Genomic DNA, 14,759 nt, shown 5'->3' on the forward strand with positions numbered 1-14,759 from the left:
AGAGTGGGCACGGTGAAGATCCTGCACACCTCGGACTGGCACGTCGGCAAGGTGCTCAAGGGCCAGTCCCGCTACGAGGAGCACAAGCGGGTCCTCGGCCAGGTGGTGGACATCGCCCGCGCCGAACGCCCCGACCTGGTGATCGTCGCCGGGGACCTCTATGACACCGCCGCCCCCACCCCGGACGCCACCCGGCTGGTCACCCGGGCCCTGACCGCGCTGCGGGGCAGCGGCGCGGCGGTGGTGGCGATCGGCGGCAACCACGACAACGGTCCGGCGCTGGACGCCCTGCGGCCCTGGGCCGAGGCGGCCGGGATCGTGCTGCGCGGCAGCGTCCGGGACAACCCGGCCGAACACATCGTCGACGGGGTCACCTCCGGTGGGGAGCGCTGGCAGCTGGTCGCCCTGCCCTTCCTGTCCCAGCGGTACGCGGTCCGCGCGGTGGAGATGTACGAACTCACCGCCGCCGAGGCCCACCAGACCTACGCCGACCACCTGGGCCGGTTGATCGGCCGGCTCGCCGAGGGGTTCACCGAACCGGACCGGGTGCACCTGCTCACCGCGCACCTGACCGTGGTCGGCGCGGCGGTCGGCGGCGGCGAACGCGAGGCGCACACCGTCCTCGGTTACGCCGTACCGGCCACGGTCTTCCCGGGCACCGCGCACTACGTGGCGCTGGGCCACCTGCACCGGTCGCAGAAGGTGCACGGCCCCTGCCCGATCCGCTACTCCGGCAGCCCACTCGCGGTGGACTTCGGCGAGGAGGAGAACGTCCCCTCGGTGACCCTGGTCGAGGTGACCGCCACCACCGCCGCCCGGGTCCGGGAGGTACCGGTCGCGACGGCGGTGCCGCTGCGTACCGTCCGGGGCACCCTGTCCGAGCTGGCCGCGATCGACCCGGGCGACGCCTGGCTGCGGGTGATCGTCCGGGAGCCGCCCCGGGCCGGGCTGCGCGAGGAGGTGCAGGACCTGCTCCCCCGGGCCCTCGATGTCCGGGTCGACCCGAGCATGCTGCCCACCCCGGCCAGCCGGGCCCGGGCCGCCCAGCGGGCCGGCCGCTCCCCCGCCGAACTGTTCGGTGACTACCTGACCAGCCGGGGCCAGGCCGACGACGGGGTACGCGACCTCTTCGGTGAGCTGATCGAGGAGGTGGACGCCTGATGCGTCCGCTGCGGCTGGACATGGCGGGCTTCGCGGCGTTCCGCGAGGAGACCACCATCGACTTCACCGACGCGGACTTCTTCGCGCTGGTCGGCCCGACCGGCTCCGGCAAGTCGACGGTGCTGGACGCGATCTGCTTCGCGCTCTACGGCACGGTGCCCCGCTGGGCGAGCAGCCGGGGCATCGCCAACGCGCTCGCCCCGTCGGCCACCGAGGCCCGGGTCCGGCTGGTCTTCGAGTCCGCCGGGGACCGGTACGTGGCCACCCGCGTGGTCCGCCGGGACGGCCGGGGCAACGTGAAGACCGGTAACGCCGGGCTCCAGCTCATGCCGCCCGGGTTCGACGTCACCAAACTGGACACCGGGATGAGCCCGGAGGACCTGGGCGAGGTGCTGGCCGGCACCCCGGCCGAGATGGAACAGGCGGTGCTCGACGCGGTCGGGCTGCCGTACGAACAGTTCACCAGCTGCGTGGTGCTGCCGCAGGGGCAGTTCGCGGACTTCCTGCACGCCAAGCCGGCCACCCGGCAGCAGATCCTGGTCAACCTGCTCGGCCTCGGCGTCTACGAGGAGGTGCAGAAGAAGGCGACCGCCCGGGCCGCCGAGGCCGAGGCCCGGCTCGGCGTCATCGACCAGGAACTCAACCGGCTCAGCGACGCCGACGACGCATCCCTGGCCGCCGCCGAGGCCGAGATGGCGGCGATGCACCGGCTCGCGGCGGCGGTCGATGCCGCCGTACCGGATCTGGAGCGGACGCTGGCGGCGGTGACCGCCGCCGAGGCGGAGCTGGCCGCGCTCGACGCGGAACTGGCCGAGCTGGACCGGCTACGCCCGCCAGCCGGGGTCGGTGAGATCGCCCGGGCGGTGGCCGACGCCCGCGCCGCAGCCGCCGATGCGGGCGCGGCGGTCACCCAGGCCGAGGAACGCGAGGAGAAGCTCCGGGGCGAGCTGGCCGCAGCCGGTGATCCGGCCGCGTTGAGCCTGCTGCTGGGCGCCCACACCGACGCCGACCGGCTCACCGCCGAGGCGGCCACCGGCCGGGACGCCCTGCGCCGGGCCGACGCCGCCCACGCGACGGCCCAGGCCGCACTGACCGCCGCCCGGGACGCACGGGCCACCGCCGACGCCGAACTGGAGGCCGCCCGCCGGGCGTACCAGGAGGCCCAGGCCGCCGACCGGGCCGCCGCCCTGCGCGCCCACCTCACCGCCGGGGCGCCCTGCCCGGTCTGCACCCAGCCGGTGACCGCGGTACCACCGCTGCCGGCCGGGTCGGCGGTACCGGCCGCCGAGGCCGCCGGACACGCCGCCCGGGCCGCCGCCGAGGCAGCCGCCCGACTGGTCGACGAACGGGACCGGGTCGCCCGGGACGCCGAGCGGACCCGGGACCGGGCCCGTAACCGGACCGAGCAGCTCGACGAGCAGCTCCGCGAGCTGACCGCCCGGCTCGCCGACTCCCCCGGGCCGGCCGCACTGCGCCGGGAGCTGGACGCCCACCGCGCGCTCCGCGACGAGCTGGAGACCGCCGGGACGGCCGTGCGTGCCGCCCGGGAGGCCACCCGCCGGGCCCGCGCCGCAGTGGAGAGCACCGAGGAGCGGCTGCGCACCGCCTGGCGGACCTTCGACTCCGCCCGGGACGGGGTCGCCCGGCTCGGCCCGCCCGCCGTCGACCGGGACGACCTGACCGCCGCCTGGGCCGCCCTCGCCGACTGGGCCACCGGCGCAGCCGACCGGCGCCGCGCCGACCGCACCGCCCGGGCGGCTGCGGTCGCCGAGTCCCGGGCGGCCAGCGGGACCGCCCGGGCCCGCATCGCCGACCTGTTCACCGCCGTCGGGCTCACCCCCGACGACGATCCGGTACGCGCCGCCACGATCGCCGTGGAACGCGCCGGCTCGGCCCACCGGCGGCTGGTGGAGCGGCGGGCCGAGGCGGACCGGCTGCACGAACAGCGCGGCGAACACGAACGGGCGGCCCGGGTCGCCCGGGCGCTCGCCGGTCACCTGCGGGCCAACAACTTCGAACGCTGGCTGCTCGCCGAGGCGCTGGATCTGCTGGTCGACGGGGCGTCGACGATCCTGCGGGAACTCTCCGGCGGCCAGTACGAGCTGGTGCACGACAAGGGCGAGTTCTTCGTCGTCGACCACCACGACGCGGGGCTGCGCCGGGGGGTGCGGACGCTGTCCGGTGGGGAGACGTTCCAGGCGTCGCTGGCCCTGGCCCTGGCCCTCTCCGAGCAGTTGGCCGGGATGTCCACTGCGGCGGCGAGCCTGGAGTCGATCGTGCTGGACGAGGGTTTCGGCACCCTCGACGCGGCCACCCTGGACGTGGTCGCGGCCACCCTGGAGAATCTGGCCGCCCGGGGTGACCGGATGGTCGGGGTGGTCACCCACGTACCGGCGCTGGCCGAGCGGGTGCCGGTGCGCTTCCAGGTACACAAGGACGCCCGCACCGCCCGCGTGGAACGGACCGGGTTGTGAGCGCGAGGAGCGAGCTTGCGAGCCCCGCAGCCGCGAACGGAAGGCCGGCGCGGTGAGCGAGGAGACGCAGCTCTTCGTCGACTCCTGGGACCCGTCCTACGGTGCCTCGTTCGAGGCGGCCGGCGGCGGCCCGGCCACCCCGAGCAGCACCCCGGTCGACCCGTCGGTGGAGATCCCGGCAGCCGAGTGGCGGCCGGTCGACCCGACACCGGGCGTACCGGCCCCGGACGTGGTGCTGCTCGTCGACGGGGTACGCCGGATCGACGCCAGCCTCTGGACGGCGGAACCGGACGGCGCCTCGTACCCGGGGGTGGCCGCCTCGTACGCGGCCGGTGTGGTCCGCTGCGACCTGGGCCGGGGTGCCGCCGCGCTGGCCGGTGCCCGGGTCGGCCGGGGGTTGTTCACCGCCAGCCCGTCCGCCGGGGACGTGGTCGCCGGACAGATCCGCTACCCGGTGCACCGGGTCAGCGGCACCGGTGAACTGGCCCGGCTCCAGGCGGCGGTGCAGGGGCCGCTGACCGAACTGGAGGTGGCGGTCTCCGGGGCTGCCCGTACCGATGGTGACCTGCTGGTGGTGGACGGGCCGCTGCGCAACCGCCGACGGCTGCCGCGCGCCATCGGGTACATCAAGACCCAGCACTCGCAGTACCTCGACGCCCGGCTGACCTCGGTGGTGACCCGGATGGCGCCGGGACAGCGGTCCCCGGTGTTCGCCCTGCGTACCTCGTGGGGCGGCTGGTCGTGGTACCTGCGGCTGCCGGTGTCCACCGGCGCCCCGTGGGCCGGCATCGTCCGGGTCGAGTGCTCCCCCGACCTGACCGCCGAGGAGGCGATCGGGTTGGCCGACCTGTCCCTGGTGACGCTGCCCCGGTTCGCCTCCACCCCCTACAAGGACCCCCGCGCCCCGCAGAACCTCGTCCCGATCGCCGGTCTGGAACGCCGGCTCCGCGCGATGCTCGGCGACGGCCGGCTGCTGCACCGGGTGCTCACCTCGACGGTCCGTCGGGGCGGACGGCGGTAGCTGACGGTGGGACGGAAACGGGGTACCGAACGGACAACCGCCCAGGTGGACACCGGATGCGCCGAGCTGGTGCCGGACCCGGACCGCCCGGGGGCGTACACCCTGCTGCTCGACGGGGCGCCGCAGTCGCACGTGGACCTGACCGATCCGACGCACCTGGAGTTCGAGTACGTCCGGCGGATGGCTGCCGCGATCGACCTGATCGCCCCACCGGGTGCCCCGTTGCGGGTGCTGCACCTCGGCGGCGGCGCGTTGACCCTGCCCCGGTACGTCGCGGTCACCCGGCCCGGCTCGACCCAGCGGGCGGTGGAGGTCGACGGCGCGCTGGTGGAGCTGGTCCGGCAGGCGCTGCCCTGGCCCACGGACGCCCGGCTCCGGGTCCGGGTGGGTGACGCCCGGCAGGTGGTGGAGTCGACCAGGGACGCCACGGTCGACCTGGTGGTCGCCGACGTGTTCGCCGGTGCGCGTACGCCGGCGCACCTGACCTCGGTGGAGTTCGCCGCGCAGGTGGCCCGGGTGCTGGCCCCGGGCGGGCACTACCTGCTGAACGTGGCGGACGGCCCGCCGCTGCGGCACGCCCGCGCCCAGGTGGCCACCGTCCGGTCGGTGCTGCCCCGGGCGGCGCTGGTGGTCGACGCGGCGGTGCTGCGCGGCCGGCGGTACGGCAACCTGGTGCTGCTCGCCGGGCGGACCGACCTGCCGGTGACGGCACTGACCCGGCGCGCCGCCGGGGACTGGTTCCCAGGGCGGGTGGTCGCCGACGACGAGCTGGACCGGTTCGTCGGCGGGGCGACGCCGGTGCCGGACAGCACCGCCACCGCCTCCGTTCCCCCGCCGGAAGGTATCTTCCGCAGGTGACCGGGACCGGACCGGCGGTGAGCCGGGTACTTCACCCGCCGGCCGGCTACGACTTCGCCGGCACGGTGCGGGCCCTCGCGATGGGCGCGCACGACCCGTGCGTCCGGGTCGACGCCGGCACCTGCTGGTTCGCCACGCGTACCCCGGACGGGCCGGCGACCCTGGCCCTGTACCGGCAGGGCGCCGACCTGGTCGCCGACGGCTACGGCCCCGGGGCGGGCTGGCTGGTCGACCGGGCCGACGGGATCGCCGGGCTGCGCGACGACCTGACCGGCTTCGCCGCGCTGGCCGGGGCACATCCCGTGGTGGCCCGCCTCGCCCACCGGCACGCCGGGTTGCGGATGCCGGCCACCGGGCAGGTCTTCCCCCGGCTACTGCGGGCGATCCTGGAGCAGAAGGTCACCGGGAAGGAGGCGTTCCGGGCGTACTCGGCGACGGTGCGCCGCCTCGGCGAACCGGCACCCGGTCCGCTGCACCCGCTGTGGGTACCGCCCGAGCCGGCGGTGGTCGCCGCTCAGCCGTACTGGGTCTTCCACCCGTTCGGGGTGGAGCAGCGGCGCGCGGAGACACTGCGCCGGGCCGCCGCCGTCGCCGACCGGCTGGAACGCTGCGCGGATGCGGCCGAGGCGACCCGCCGGTTGACCTCGATCGTCGGCATCGGGCCGTGGACCGCCGCCGAGGTGGTCCGGATCGCGTACGGCGACCCGGACGCGGTGAGCGTCGGCGACTACCACGTGCCGAACACGGTGACCTGGGCGCTGGCCGGCGAGGCGCGCGGCGACGACGCCCGGATGCTGGCTCTGCTGGAACCGTTCCGGGGGCACCGGGGGCGGGTCTGCGTGCTGCTGGCCGCCGGTGGGGTGCAGGCACCCCGGTTCGGGCCGAGAATGCCGATCCGCTCCTTCGCCCGCTACTGACCACCCGTCCCGGCAGCCCGGCCCTGCGGGGATCTGATCGCCCACGGCTGGCCGCCGCGTCGACATACCGGGATCCGGGCCACCCCGGTCGACCAGACGTCCTCAGCCGACCGCGCCCGCACAGAGCCGGCGCAGGGTGCGCCCGAGCCACCAGGCGTACCCGAACTGGAACGCCCGGACGACGGGCCCGCCGGCCCGGGTGAACCAGCGGTCCGGGACGCTGAACGCCCGGACGGTGAACCAGACCGCGCCCCGGTCGTCCTGCTCCACCAGGAACGCCTCCTCGCCCCGCTCCGGGTGACCGGGCAGCGTGCCGTACCCGAAACCGACCTGCCGGTCGTCGGCGACCGACCAGACCACCCGGCACGGCCCCCACAGCCGCAACGGACCCACCCCCACCCCGACGGTGACCGCCACCCCGGGCTCAGCGCGGGGCCCGGCGGCATCGATCCGCACCCCGGCGGCCCGGTGCAGTCGCCAGGTGAGCACCGCCTCCCCGGCGGCGACGAGGCTGCCGTCCGGCAGCCGCACCCGGTGCCGCAGATGGCGGTAGCCCGCCGGCAACGCCGCGTCGCTCCGGGTGGCGCCGACCTCGGCGTACGCCACTTCAGCCACCGCTTAAGTGTAAGGAAGGGCCCCTTCTTATCGCTTTTGGTAGAGGAAGGGCCCCCTATTAACACCTCCGGCCGACGGCCCGCCCGACAACGGTCGGGGCAGGATGTGGTGGGCTGGCCGGGTGACCGACGATGCAACGATCACCCGGGCCGGAGTCGATGACGCGGGCGAGATCCTGACCGTGCAACGGGCCGCCTATGTCACCGAGGCGCAGCTCTACCGCGATCCGCACCTGCCGCCGCTGACCGAGACCCTGGCCGAGGTACGCGCCGCACTCGTCGACGCCGGGACCGTGGTGCTGGCAGCCCGGCTCGGCAACCGCCTCGTCGGCTCGGTACGCGCCAGGACGGTGGACGGCACCTGCCACATCGCCCGCCTCGCCGTCGCCCCCGACCAGCAAGGGCTCGGCCTCGGCGGCCGGTTGCTCAGCGCCGCAGAGCAGGCCGGCCGTGCCGCCGGGGCGACCCGCTTCGAACTCTTCACCGGTACGCACAGCGAAGCGAACCTGCGGCTCTACCGGCGGCACGGTTTCGTGGCGTACGACCACCGCCCGTCCGGGGCCGGTCCGGGCCTGACCTGGCTGGAGAAGCGGGCCACCGGTTAATAGGGGGCCCTTCCTTACACCTCCAGCAGCCGGCTGTCGCGTTGCACACACTGTCGAATGTCCAGCACTCTTGGCTCACGTCACCGACCAGGGTGGTGGGGACACCATCAAACGACGGGGGCGAGATGGCCGTTACCGCAACCTCCCACAGTGCGACAGTCAGGGATTCCGGTTCCATCCGGCCCGGTCCGGTGACCGGGTTCATCCGGCTGGCCCGGCTCCGGTTCCTGCTCTACAACCTGCTACCGGTGGGGCTCGGCGCCGCCGTGGCCGTCCACCAGGGACACGACCTCGATCTCACCTGGTACGCCGTCGCGCAGCTCTTCGCGTGGACGGTTCACGTGATGACGCACTACTGCAACGAGTACTTCGACCTGGACGCCGACCGGGCGAACGTCTACTTCACCCCGTGGACCGGGGGCAGCCGGGCCCTGGTCGACGGGTCGGTCCGCCCGATCGTCGCGCTCGGTACGGCGTTCGTACTGTGGAGCGTGGCGCAGCTGATGGTGGCGGCGATGCCGTCCTGGCCGGCCCGGATCCTCGGTACGGTGACCGTGGTGCTGGCCTGGTTCTACACCGCGCCGCCGGGAAAGCTGAACTACCGGGGCGCCGGGGAGCTGACGGTCGCCGCCATCCTCAACGGACTCTGGCCGGCTGTGGCGGTGGTGCTCCAGACCGGCAGCGTGCCCGTCCTGCTGGTGGCGATCCTGCTGCCCACCGCACTGCTCCAGGTGGTCCGGATGATGGTGATGAACCTCGGGGACCGGCGCTCGGACGCCACGGTGGGTAAACGCACCCTGCCGGTGATCATCGGCTACCGGCGGGCAGTCACCGTGATCGTGCTGGCCCAGCCGGTGGCGTACGCGATGCTCACCGGCTTCGCCCTGCTCGGCTGGGTACCGTGGCTGGTCTGGGCGCCGATGATGGCCACCGCGCCGTTGTCCGTCTGGCTCGCCGTCCAGCTCCGGCGCGGCGCCATGGCCGATCTGGACCCGACGCGGATGACCCCGGTGGTCTTCTGGGCCTCCAACCACGTCTCGCTGATCGTCGCCGCCGCGATGCTCGGGGTACTCGTCGACGCGGCGGTGCGGCCGGGCAGCGGCAGCGGCAGCGGCCTCGTCGTACTCAGCCTGGTGCTCGCCGGTTACGGGCTGCTCTTCGGTCACCGGCTCTGGCTGGCCCGACGGCGGTAAGCCCGGAACAGGCCAGCCGGGAACAGGTCGGCCAGGGCCGGATCAGCCGGGAACAGGCCAGCCGAGGACTGGTCAGCCGGGGCCGGGTCAGCTTCCACCAGGAGCCGGGGGCCGGATCGACCAGTCCTCGGCAACCCGGTCCGCCCCGCATGAGCGGGCCGGACCCGACGGTCGGACGAGTCGCCCGGCGGCCGAGAGGAGTTCCGCATTGCCGTCCGCGCTCGTCCCCTCGTCCTCCAACAGGGCGAGCAGAAGCAGGCTCTGCGCGGTGACGAGTGCACCGGTGCTCACCGGCACCGCACCGTCGACAAGGACCGCCTCATCAACTGGCACGGCATCGACAACCGGTGGCGGATCGTCGAGCAGCGCGGCGCGGACCAGTTCCTCCGCGAACGCCGGGTCGAGGGTGACACCGGTCGGGTCGTACCGCTCCCGGGCCGTCGCCACGAACCGGATGACCCGGGCCTGATCCGGCCCGGGGGCGAACCGGCGCCGCACGGCGAGCAGGAACGCACCGGCGAGCAGATCGGCGTACCGCTGCCAGTCCGGGTCGGTGAAGCCACGCAGCCGGCGACCATGATCGCGCAGTTGGCCGTCGAGCAGGTCACGCAGGGCGAGCATCGGATCGTTCACCAGGCAAACTCCTCACGTACCCGTTGTCGTACCGTCCGCCAGAAGCCGGGCCGCACCCGCCGCCGCCGCGCGGTGACCAGCCGGCAGGCCGCCCGGACACCGAGGGCGATCTCCTCGGCGGGAGCGGTACACCGTGACGGTGGCCGGGGTGGTGCCGGTTCGCTGACCCCGGCCAGGCTGTCCGCGTACCTCTGGATGGCCCGACTGCCGACGGCGAGCCGGGCGGCGACCAGGTCGAGCCGGCGGACCGCCGCGCCCCAGCGCCGGGCCGCGAGCAGGCCCGCCGGTGATCCGGTACGCCGGAGCCGGTCCTCGGCGACGATCAGGCGCAACCGGACGGCGGCGGCCAGCGCGGCAGCCCGGTCGGCGTCGGCGCGGGCGGCGTGCAGCCCAGCCAGGAGTTCGCCGGCCGAGCCGCCCGGGGTCGCCGGGTCACGGCGGGCCTCGGTGAGCCCGGAGTAGACCAGCCCGAGCGCCTGCCAACACTCGGTGAGCGCACCCTGCCAGGGGGCGAGTCGGCGGGTCAGCCCGCTACCGTGAGCCTGCGCACCGGCCCGGTCGCTGGCCACGATGATGGTCGCCCACGCGGTCCGCAGGTCGTCGAGGCTCTCCGCGACGGACTGCACGGCATCCTCGGGTGACGGGCCGGTCCCTGCGTAGCGGGCCAGCTTTCGCCGCGCGGCGCGCTGCTCGTCGCAGGGTCCGGGCCGTCCGCAGACGACGCAGATCCCGGTGTACGCCTGCGTCGAGTGCGCGGCGATCGTCTGCCACGCCTCGGCGACCCGGGCGGCGGCGTGGTCGTGATAGTCGGCGGTGGAGAGCCCGGTCACCGGTGCTCCTCCCGGGGTGTCAGCCCTTTGACGATCAGCGCGAAGCGGACCTCGGAGCACGGGTAGTCCTCGCCGCAGGCGCACCGCCAGCGGGTGACCGTCCGGGGTGGGTGGTGGAACAGGATGTCGTCGGCGTCGTCGATGTCAGCCGGAGAGACGAAGTCGGGTGGAGAGACGAAGTCGGGTGGGTCGGACAAAGGGGCCTCCCGTCGGGTACGCCACTGGCACACCCGGCCGGCCGGGGGAGCCAACCGGCCGGGTGCAGTGGTGGTGCGGTGGGGAAGGACCAACTCCAGGCTGCTGACCAGGGAGGTTGGCCAAACGAGAGCCTACGATAGGAGGGTATCGGAGTCGAGGAGGCAGTCAAGGGATCGCTTGCGATCGTAGGTCCGGGGTGATCGAATGGCAGTGCTGACCAGGGAGTACTGCCATGCCAACTGCAAAGTGGGTCGGACTCGCCGACCACATCCGGAAACAGGTCGCCTCGGGCGAACTGTCACCAGGCGACAAGCTGCCGTCGACCGCGCAGCTCTGCAAGATCCACGGCGTCTCCGAAATCGTCGTGCGGAACGCGATGCTGACACTCAAAGCCGAAGGTCTTGTCGTCGGCGTCCCCGGTGTGGGCGTCTTCGTCGCCGAACGATGATCGCCACTGCGCGGCGATAGCCGGTCGCGCGTGCTGTAACGCAGCGCCGCGATGACGGCGGGCTCGATGCAGGTCAGGGTCGGTACAGGTGTCGGGCCTGTCGAACAAAGGGGCCTCCCGTCGGGTACGCCACTGGCACACCCGGCCGGCCGGGGGAGCCAACCGGCCGGGCGCAGTGGTGGTGCGGTGGGGAAGGACCAACTCCAGGCTGCCGACCAGGGAGGTTGGCTGTACGTAGCTTTACATGGGCGCCGATACAAAGCAAGCCATGAGCACCCATTCGTTGCGATGCAAAGCTCGCACGTGATCAAATGGCGGTGCTGACCAGGGAGTTGATATGCCCGCCAAACCCAAGTGGGAGCGGCTTGCCGACCATCTGCGATCGCAGATCGAGTCAGGCGAGCTGGCCCCCGGAGACAAGTTGCCATCCACGACACAGCTCTGCCAGGAGCATGGCGTGTCCGCCATCGTGGTGCGACAGGCAATCTTCAAGTTGCGGACCGAGGGGTTGATCGAAGGCGTGCAAGGTGTAGGCGTCTTCGTCGCGGAGCGGTGATCATCGCTGTCGTGGACCGGTCACGGGATAGCTCCGGTGCGTGTTGATCGTCTAGCCTTCAGCAGGGATCAAGCCGGCGTGTCGTACGGCTGATGTGCAGACGATCAAGGGGGAGACGCGCGTGAGCGCAGCGGAGATGATCGCCCGGTTGGCGGCAGCCACCCAGAAGCTCAACGAGTCCAAGGCCAAGGCGATGGCGGCCGCCCAGGACGCCGTCGAGGCACGGACCCTGGTCGCCGGAGCACTGGAGGGCATCGCAGCCGGCCCGCTGATCGGCGTCATCGACCAGTACCGGCAGGCCCTCGGCCAAGCGGTCGACGCGAACGCCCCCGCCACGCACCACGTACAGGAAACGATCGCCAGGGTGCAGGCACTGGGAAACTAGGCGCGGGTGGTGGCAGCGCAACCCGCCAGCCGCCCGCCTACCGAACACTCCCACTGCGACCAGCCGCCCCCGAGCCGGACGACAACAGCGCAGCCAATGCGCAGATCGCCGTCCGCCCCACCAGAAGGCGTCGGCAAAACACCCGACGTGATCGGCCCAACCCGCCGGCCGAACCACGTGAGGGGATCAGCAGCGAGCAGATCGGCTGGTGGACGTCTGCTTCGGTCGCGGCATACGCAACCTTCCAGGAGTTCCTGCCCGCGATGCCAAAAACAGTCGCTGGAACCCTGTTGGCAACGGCAGGAGCCATAGGCGCATACAAGGCATATCGCGCAAAGCACAAGAAGCGAGGATCTACAGGTGAAGATCGATAATGAGGTCGAGCCGCTGGTCAGGGCAACGCTGGACGCGGCGGTGAACCGGGACACACCCAGATTCGAGTCTGCCCTGTCGGTCTTCATCAGCAGGGACCTCACCCAACGCGGCGTGGAAATTGCGGTCGCTGTCTGCGCTTACGTGCTCTTTGACATCCACGAAGGAAAGCCGAGCGAGTCAGAGATCGACGAACTCGCCCGAGACATAGCCCGACAGGAACAGTGGATGGATGTCGACAGCGGAGAAGCGGCCGATCTCCTGCGGGCGCTGGTCCACCATCAGCCCCTGAAGAACGTGCTGCCAGAGGAGAGCGTGGTCGTCCTCCCATACCTCGTAGCCGCCAACCTCCTTGCCACCACCGCCTCTTCCGAAGACGGCGAGTGGTGGTTCAACTACCTGGACAAGGTAGAGGCAGCCATCGAGGCTGCGGGCTGACCGCTCCGACTCCAACATCACGCAATTTCTGGTAAGTAGGGGCCTCAGCCGTGCCAGGAGGCCCCTACTTCCCGGAAATTGCGTAGGAACGCCCCGCGAGCACAAGAGTCGATCTTCACCAGAGCCGTAAACCCGATAATCAGCCGACTGGCTCTCCGGTCACCACATATCACCGCTGAGCAGGGAAAACACGAGCATCCTGCACACCACTGACCGGATTTGGCGATAGTTCAGACGTAGCCACTTTCACAGCCGGTCGATATCCTGACCGTTCGCTGTCGACTATGGACGTGGAGAGTCGTGGATCCTCGACAGGTGCGGCGTCTGGCGGAACGTTCCGCCAACTTCGGGTTTATCCGGGACCATCCCCTGCTGGTCTACGCCGATGCCCAGTCGGCGATGGTCAAGACCCGTTGTTTCGGTGAGGTGCTGGCCCGTGACCTGGTCCGGCGTACCGGCGCGCGGGCCCCGAGCACGAAGTTCGCTGCTGCCGCCCGAGGTGATCGTGCAGGAGATCGTGGAGGACCTTCAGGCGGCGCTCCGCAAGTTCGCCGCCATCGCCGATGCCCTCGCGCCGCGCCAGCCACCGGAGTGAACACGTGTCCTCGGTAACGTTCAAGATCGGTGATCACATCGTCACGCAGTGGCGGCCGGGCCGGACGCTGAAGGTCAACGCCCGGCTCTACGAGGCGACGACCCGGATGCGTTCGGCGCTGATCGTCGCGGCGAAGCGGCGCTCCACCCTGACCTACGGCGAGTTGGCCGCCGCGATCGACCAGTTGTACACCAAGCGCAATCTGTCCCGGCCGCTCGATCTTCTGGCCCACGACTGCATCCAGCGAGGTGAGCCGTCGCTGGCCAGCCTGGTGGTCACCAAAGCAGGTGGCGAGGTGTCGACCGGCTTCGTCGGAAAAGCCGGTCCGGAGCGGGAGCGCTGCTACGAGCACCACCGGTAGCAGGCGATCTTGGTGGCAAAAGGCCCTTGGAAGGGCCGGTTGTCGCCAAGATCTACCGGGTCGGCGGGCGGTCGCCGGGGCACTCGCGCTGCTGAGCGTGCTCTCGCTCTGGTCGGGCGTGCAGCCGCCCACTCTCACCGGCGCCGCCCGACAGGCGGCGATCGACCGGCTGGCCAGACTGTCCCAGGTCATCAACGGCACTCCAGGGCAGCGCAGCGCCGGGGAGATCCTGCTGTACCACGCGTACCAGGATCCGGTCCGGGACTGTCTGGCCCGGACCGGCTTGTCCTATCCGACGCTACCCTTCGCCGATCCGTACGCGGGGTCGAAGAGTCTCCCGGTGGACGGTGGGCTCTGGTTGACCCCGCTGACCCCGCAGACCCTGGGCCTGGCCGACCCGGAGCGGTTCGCCCTGTCCGCAGCTCAGCAGGCGGAACAGGACGCGATCAGCTCGGCCTACGAACGGCTCGACCCGGCGGCCCGGCGGCGGTACGACGAGGCGGTGATCGCCTGTCCGGCACCGCACGGCGTCGGAGAAATCCACTTTCCGCCGAGTTGGGTTCCGCTCAACAGCGCGTACCAGGAAGTGCTGACCCGGGTGGCGAAGGACTGGCGGGTCCGGGCGGCCGGCCGGTCGTACCCGGACTGTATGCGGGCCGACGGTTTCCCGGTGTCGACCTACGGTGAGCTGATCGAGCTGATCGGCGCCCGGATCGGCCCGGCGTCGCTGCCGGGCTACGGCGGGGTGGGTGGACCGGCCTGGTCCGCGGTGGTCGAGCAGGAGCGCGCGGCAGCCAGGGCGGACGCCCGGTGCCGGCGGACGGCGTACGAGGTGGCGCTCGCGGTGGTCGCCCCGGAGTTGGTCCGGTTCGAGCGGCGGTACGCCAACGGGCTGGCCCGGGTGGCCGGGGAGTGGGCGGCCATGGTGGACCGGGCGCGGGCGTACCCGGAAGGTCGGTGTTGCCTCCGCTGAAGCAGAGCAAAGGGGGCGGAGGGCTACCTCGTGCCCGCGCCGACCCAGGCGAATTATCGCCCTTTTTGCCTAATTAGCCCACTACGGGGCTATCGTGACTGGTGAGGTGACCCGGCTGGGAAGAGGC

Annotated in this window: 18 protein-coding genes; 14 read left to right on the plus strand and 4 right to left on the minus strand. The window is 72.3% G+C overall.

Features of this window, described 5'->3' with window-relative positions; genetic code table 11:
* Positions 1-12 precede the first annotated feature (12 nt).
* From V6U90_RS07830 to V6U90_RS07850, 5 genes are read left to right on the plus strand one after another with little or no spacing between them, the layout of a single operon-like run.
* The gene (locus V6U90_RS07830) at positions 13-1,161 is read left to right on the plus strand and encodes an exonuclease SbcCD subunit D (protein ID WP_334432677.1); all 1,149 of its coding nucleotides are present in this window, start codon (positions 13-15) and stop codon (positions 1,159-1,161) included.
* Complete coding sequence (locus V6U90_RS07835) at positions 1,161-3,635, plus strand: SMC family ATPase (protein WP_334432680.1); 2,475 nt, start codon at positions 1,161-1,163, stop codon at positions 3,633-3,635. The genes V6U90_RS07830 and V6U90_RS07835 overlap by 1 nt, the downstream gene beginning before the upstream one ends.
* A gap of 52 nt (positions 3,636-3,687) precedes the next feature.
* The gene (locus tag V6U90_RS07840) at positions 3,688-4,656 is read left to right on the plus strand and encodes a hypothetical protein (RefSeq protein ID WP_334432682.1); all 969 of its coding nucleotides are present in this window, start codon (positions 3,688-3,690) and stop codon (positions 4,654-4,656) included.
* A gap of 6 nt (positions 4,657-4,662) precedes the next feature.
* Positions 4,663-5,514 (plus strand): spermidine synthase, encoded by an 852-nt coding sequence (locus V6U90_RS07845; RefSeq protein WP_334432684.1) that lies wholly within the window; start codon positions 4,663-4,665, stop codon positions 5,512-5,514.
* Positions 5,511-6,431 carry a DNA-3-methyladenine glycosylase family protein gene (locus tag V6U90_RS07850; protein WP_334432686.1) on the plus strand — a complete coding sequence of 307 codons (921 nt, stop codon included), beginning with the start codon at positions 5,511-5,513 and terminating at the stop codon, positions 6,429-6,431. The genes V6U90_RS07845 and V6U90_RS07850 overlap by 4 nt, the downstream gene beginning before the upstream one ends.
* 102 nt (positions 6,432-6,533) lie before the next feature.
* Here the strand turns inward: V6U90_RS07850 and V6U90_RS07855 are convergent, their stop codons facing one another.
* Positions 6,534-7,046, minus strand: a complete 513-nt coding sequence (locus V6U90_RS07855) for a DUF1990 family protein (RefSeq protein WP_334432689.1) — start codon at positions 7,044-7,046, stop codon at positions 6,534-6,536.
* Between the two features lie 103 nt (positions 7,047-7,149).
* Between V6U90_RS07855 and V6U90_RS07860 the strand changes: the two genes are divergently transcribed.
* Both V6U90_RS07860 and V6U90_RS07865 read left to right on the plus strand, forming a co-directional pair.
* Complete coding sequence (locus V6U90_RS07860) at positions 7,150-7,650, plus strand: GNAT family N-acetyltransferase (protein WP_442933548.1); 501 nt, start codon at positions 7,150-7,152, stop codon at positions 7,648-7,650.
* 191 nt (positions 7,651-7,841) lie between these two features.
* The gene (locus V6U90_RS07865; protein WP_334432694.1) at positions 7,842-8,843 is read left to right on the plus strand and encodes a prenyltransferase; all 1,002 of its coding nucleotides are present in this window, start codon (positions 7,842-7,844) and stop codon (positions 8,841-8,843) included.
* An 87-nt stretch (positions 8,844-8,930) separates the two neighbouring features.
* On the opposite strand, the gene V6U90_RS07870 is transcribed toward V6U90_RS07865, so the two are convergent.
* From V6U90_RS07870 to V6U90_RS07880, 3 genes are read right to left on the minus strand one after another with little or no spacing between them, the layout of a single operon-like run.
* Positions 8,931-9,476 (minus strand): hypothetical protein, encoded by a 546-nt coding sequence (locus V6U90_RS07870; RefSeq protein ID WP_334432696.1) that lies wholly within the window; start codon positions 9,474-9,476, stop codon positions 8,931-8,933.
* Positions 9,473-10,306, minus strand: a complete 834-nt coding sequence (locus tag V6U90_RS07875; RefSeq protein ID WP_334432698.1) for a hypothetical protein — start codon at positions 10,304-10,306, stop codon at positions 9,473-9,475. The genes V6U90_RS07870 and V6U90_RS07875 overlap by 4 nt, the downstream gene beginning before the upstream one ends.
* Positions 10,303-10,503, minus strand: coding sequence for a hypothetical protein (locus tag V6U90_RS07880; RefSeq protein ID WP_334432700.1), 201 nt, complete (start codon positions 10,501-10,503; stop codon positions 10,303-10,305). Before V6U90_RS07880 ends, V6U90_RS07875 begins: the two co-directional genes overlap by 4 nt.
* Positions 10,504-10,736: 233 nt before the next feature.
* Here V6U90_RS07880 and V6U90_RS07885 point away from each other — a divergent pair, with 233 nt between their 5' ends.
* The 7 genes from V6U90_RS07885 to V6U90_RS07915 all read left to right on the plus strand — a co-directional run bounded on the left by V6U90_RS07885 (position 10,737) and on the right by V6U90_RS07915 (position 14,632).
* On the plus strand, positions 10,737-10,952 hold the full coding sequence (locus V6U90_RS07885; protein ID WP_334432701.1) for a winged helix-turn-helix domain-containing protein: 216 nt from the start codon (positions 10,737-10,739) through the stop codon (positions 10,950-10,952).
* Positions 10,953-11,289: 337 nt separating this feature from the next.
* Positions 11,290-11,508, plus strand: coding sequence for a GntR family transcriptional regulator (locus tag V6U90_RS07890; RefSeq protein ID WP_334432703.1), 219 nt, complete (start codon positions 11,290-11,292; stop codon positions 11,506-11,508).
* A 121-nt stretch (positions 11,509-11,629) separates the two neighbouring features.
* Positions 11,630-11,893: a DUF6244 family protein gene (locus V6U90_RS07895; protein WP_334432705.1), complete on the plus strand. Its 264-nt coding sequence runs from the start codon at positions 11,630-11,632 to the stop codon at positions 11,891-11,893.
* A 360-nt stretch (positions 11,894-12,253) separates the two neighbouring features.
* Entirely contained in the window at positions 12,254-12,703 is a 450-nt protein-coding gene (locus V6U90_RS07900; RefSeq protein WP_334432708.1) for a hypothetical protein, read from the plus strand.
* A gap of 436 nt (positions 12,704-13,139) precedes the next feature.
* A complete protein-coding gene (locus tag V6U90_RS07905) occupies positions 13,140-13,298 on the plus strand; it encodes a hypothetical protein (RefSeq protein WP_334432710.1) in 159 nt (52 codons plus the stop codon).
* Between the two features lie 4 nt (positions 13,299-13,302).
* Positions 13,303-13,659, plus strand: coding sequence for a hypothetical protein (locus tag V6U90_RS07910; RefSeq protein WP_334432711.1), 357 nt, complete (start codon positions 13,303-13,305; stop codon positions 13,657-13,659).
* Positions 13,660-13,756: 97 nt separating this feature from the next.
* The gene (locus V6U90_RS07915) at positions 13,757-14,632 is read left to right on the plus strand and encodes a hypothetical protein (RefSeq protein WP_334432713.1); all 876 of its coding nucleotides are present in this window, start codon (positions 13,757-13,759) and stop codon (positions 14,630-14,632) included.
* Positions 14,633-14,759: the final 127 nt, after the last annotated feature.

Origin of the sequence: Micromonospora sp. CPCC 206060, from assembly GCF_036906895.1 — a bacterium.
Classification (GTDB): Bacteria; Actinomycetota; Actinomycetes; order Mycobacteriales; family Micromonosporaceae; genus Micromonospora.

Bases quoted from the DNA above. Each gene is read 5' to 3' on its own strand.
- V6U90_RS07885 (WP_334432701.1), top strand. From the start codon at position 10,737: ATGCCAACTGCAAAGTGGGTCGGACTCGCCGACCACATCCGGAAACAG.
- V6U90_RS07835 (WP_334432680.1), top strand. From the start codon at position 1,161: ATGCGTCCGCTGCGGCTGGACATGGCGGGCTTCGCGGCGTTCCGCGAG.
- V6U90_RS07890 (WP_334432703.1), top strand. From the start codon at position 11,290: ATGCCCGCCAAACCCAAGTGGGAGCGGCTTGCCGACCATCTGCGATCG.
- V6U90_RS07860 (WP_442933548.1), top strand. From the start codon at position 7,150: ATGTGGTGGGCTGGCCGGGTGACCGACGATGCAACGATCACCCGGGCC.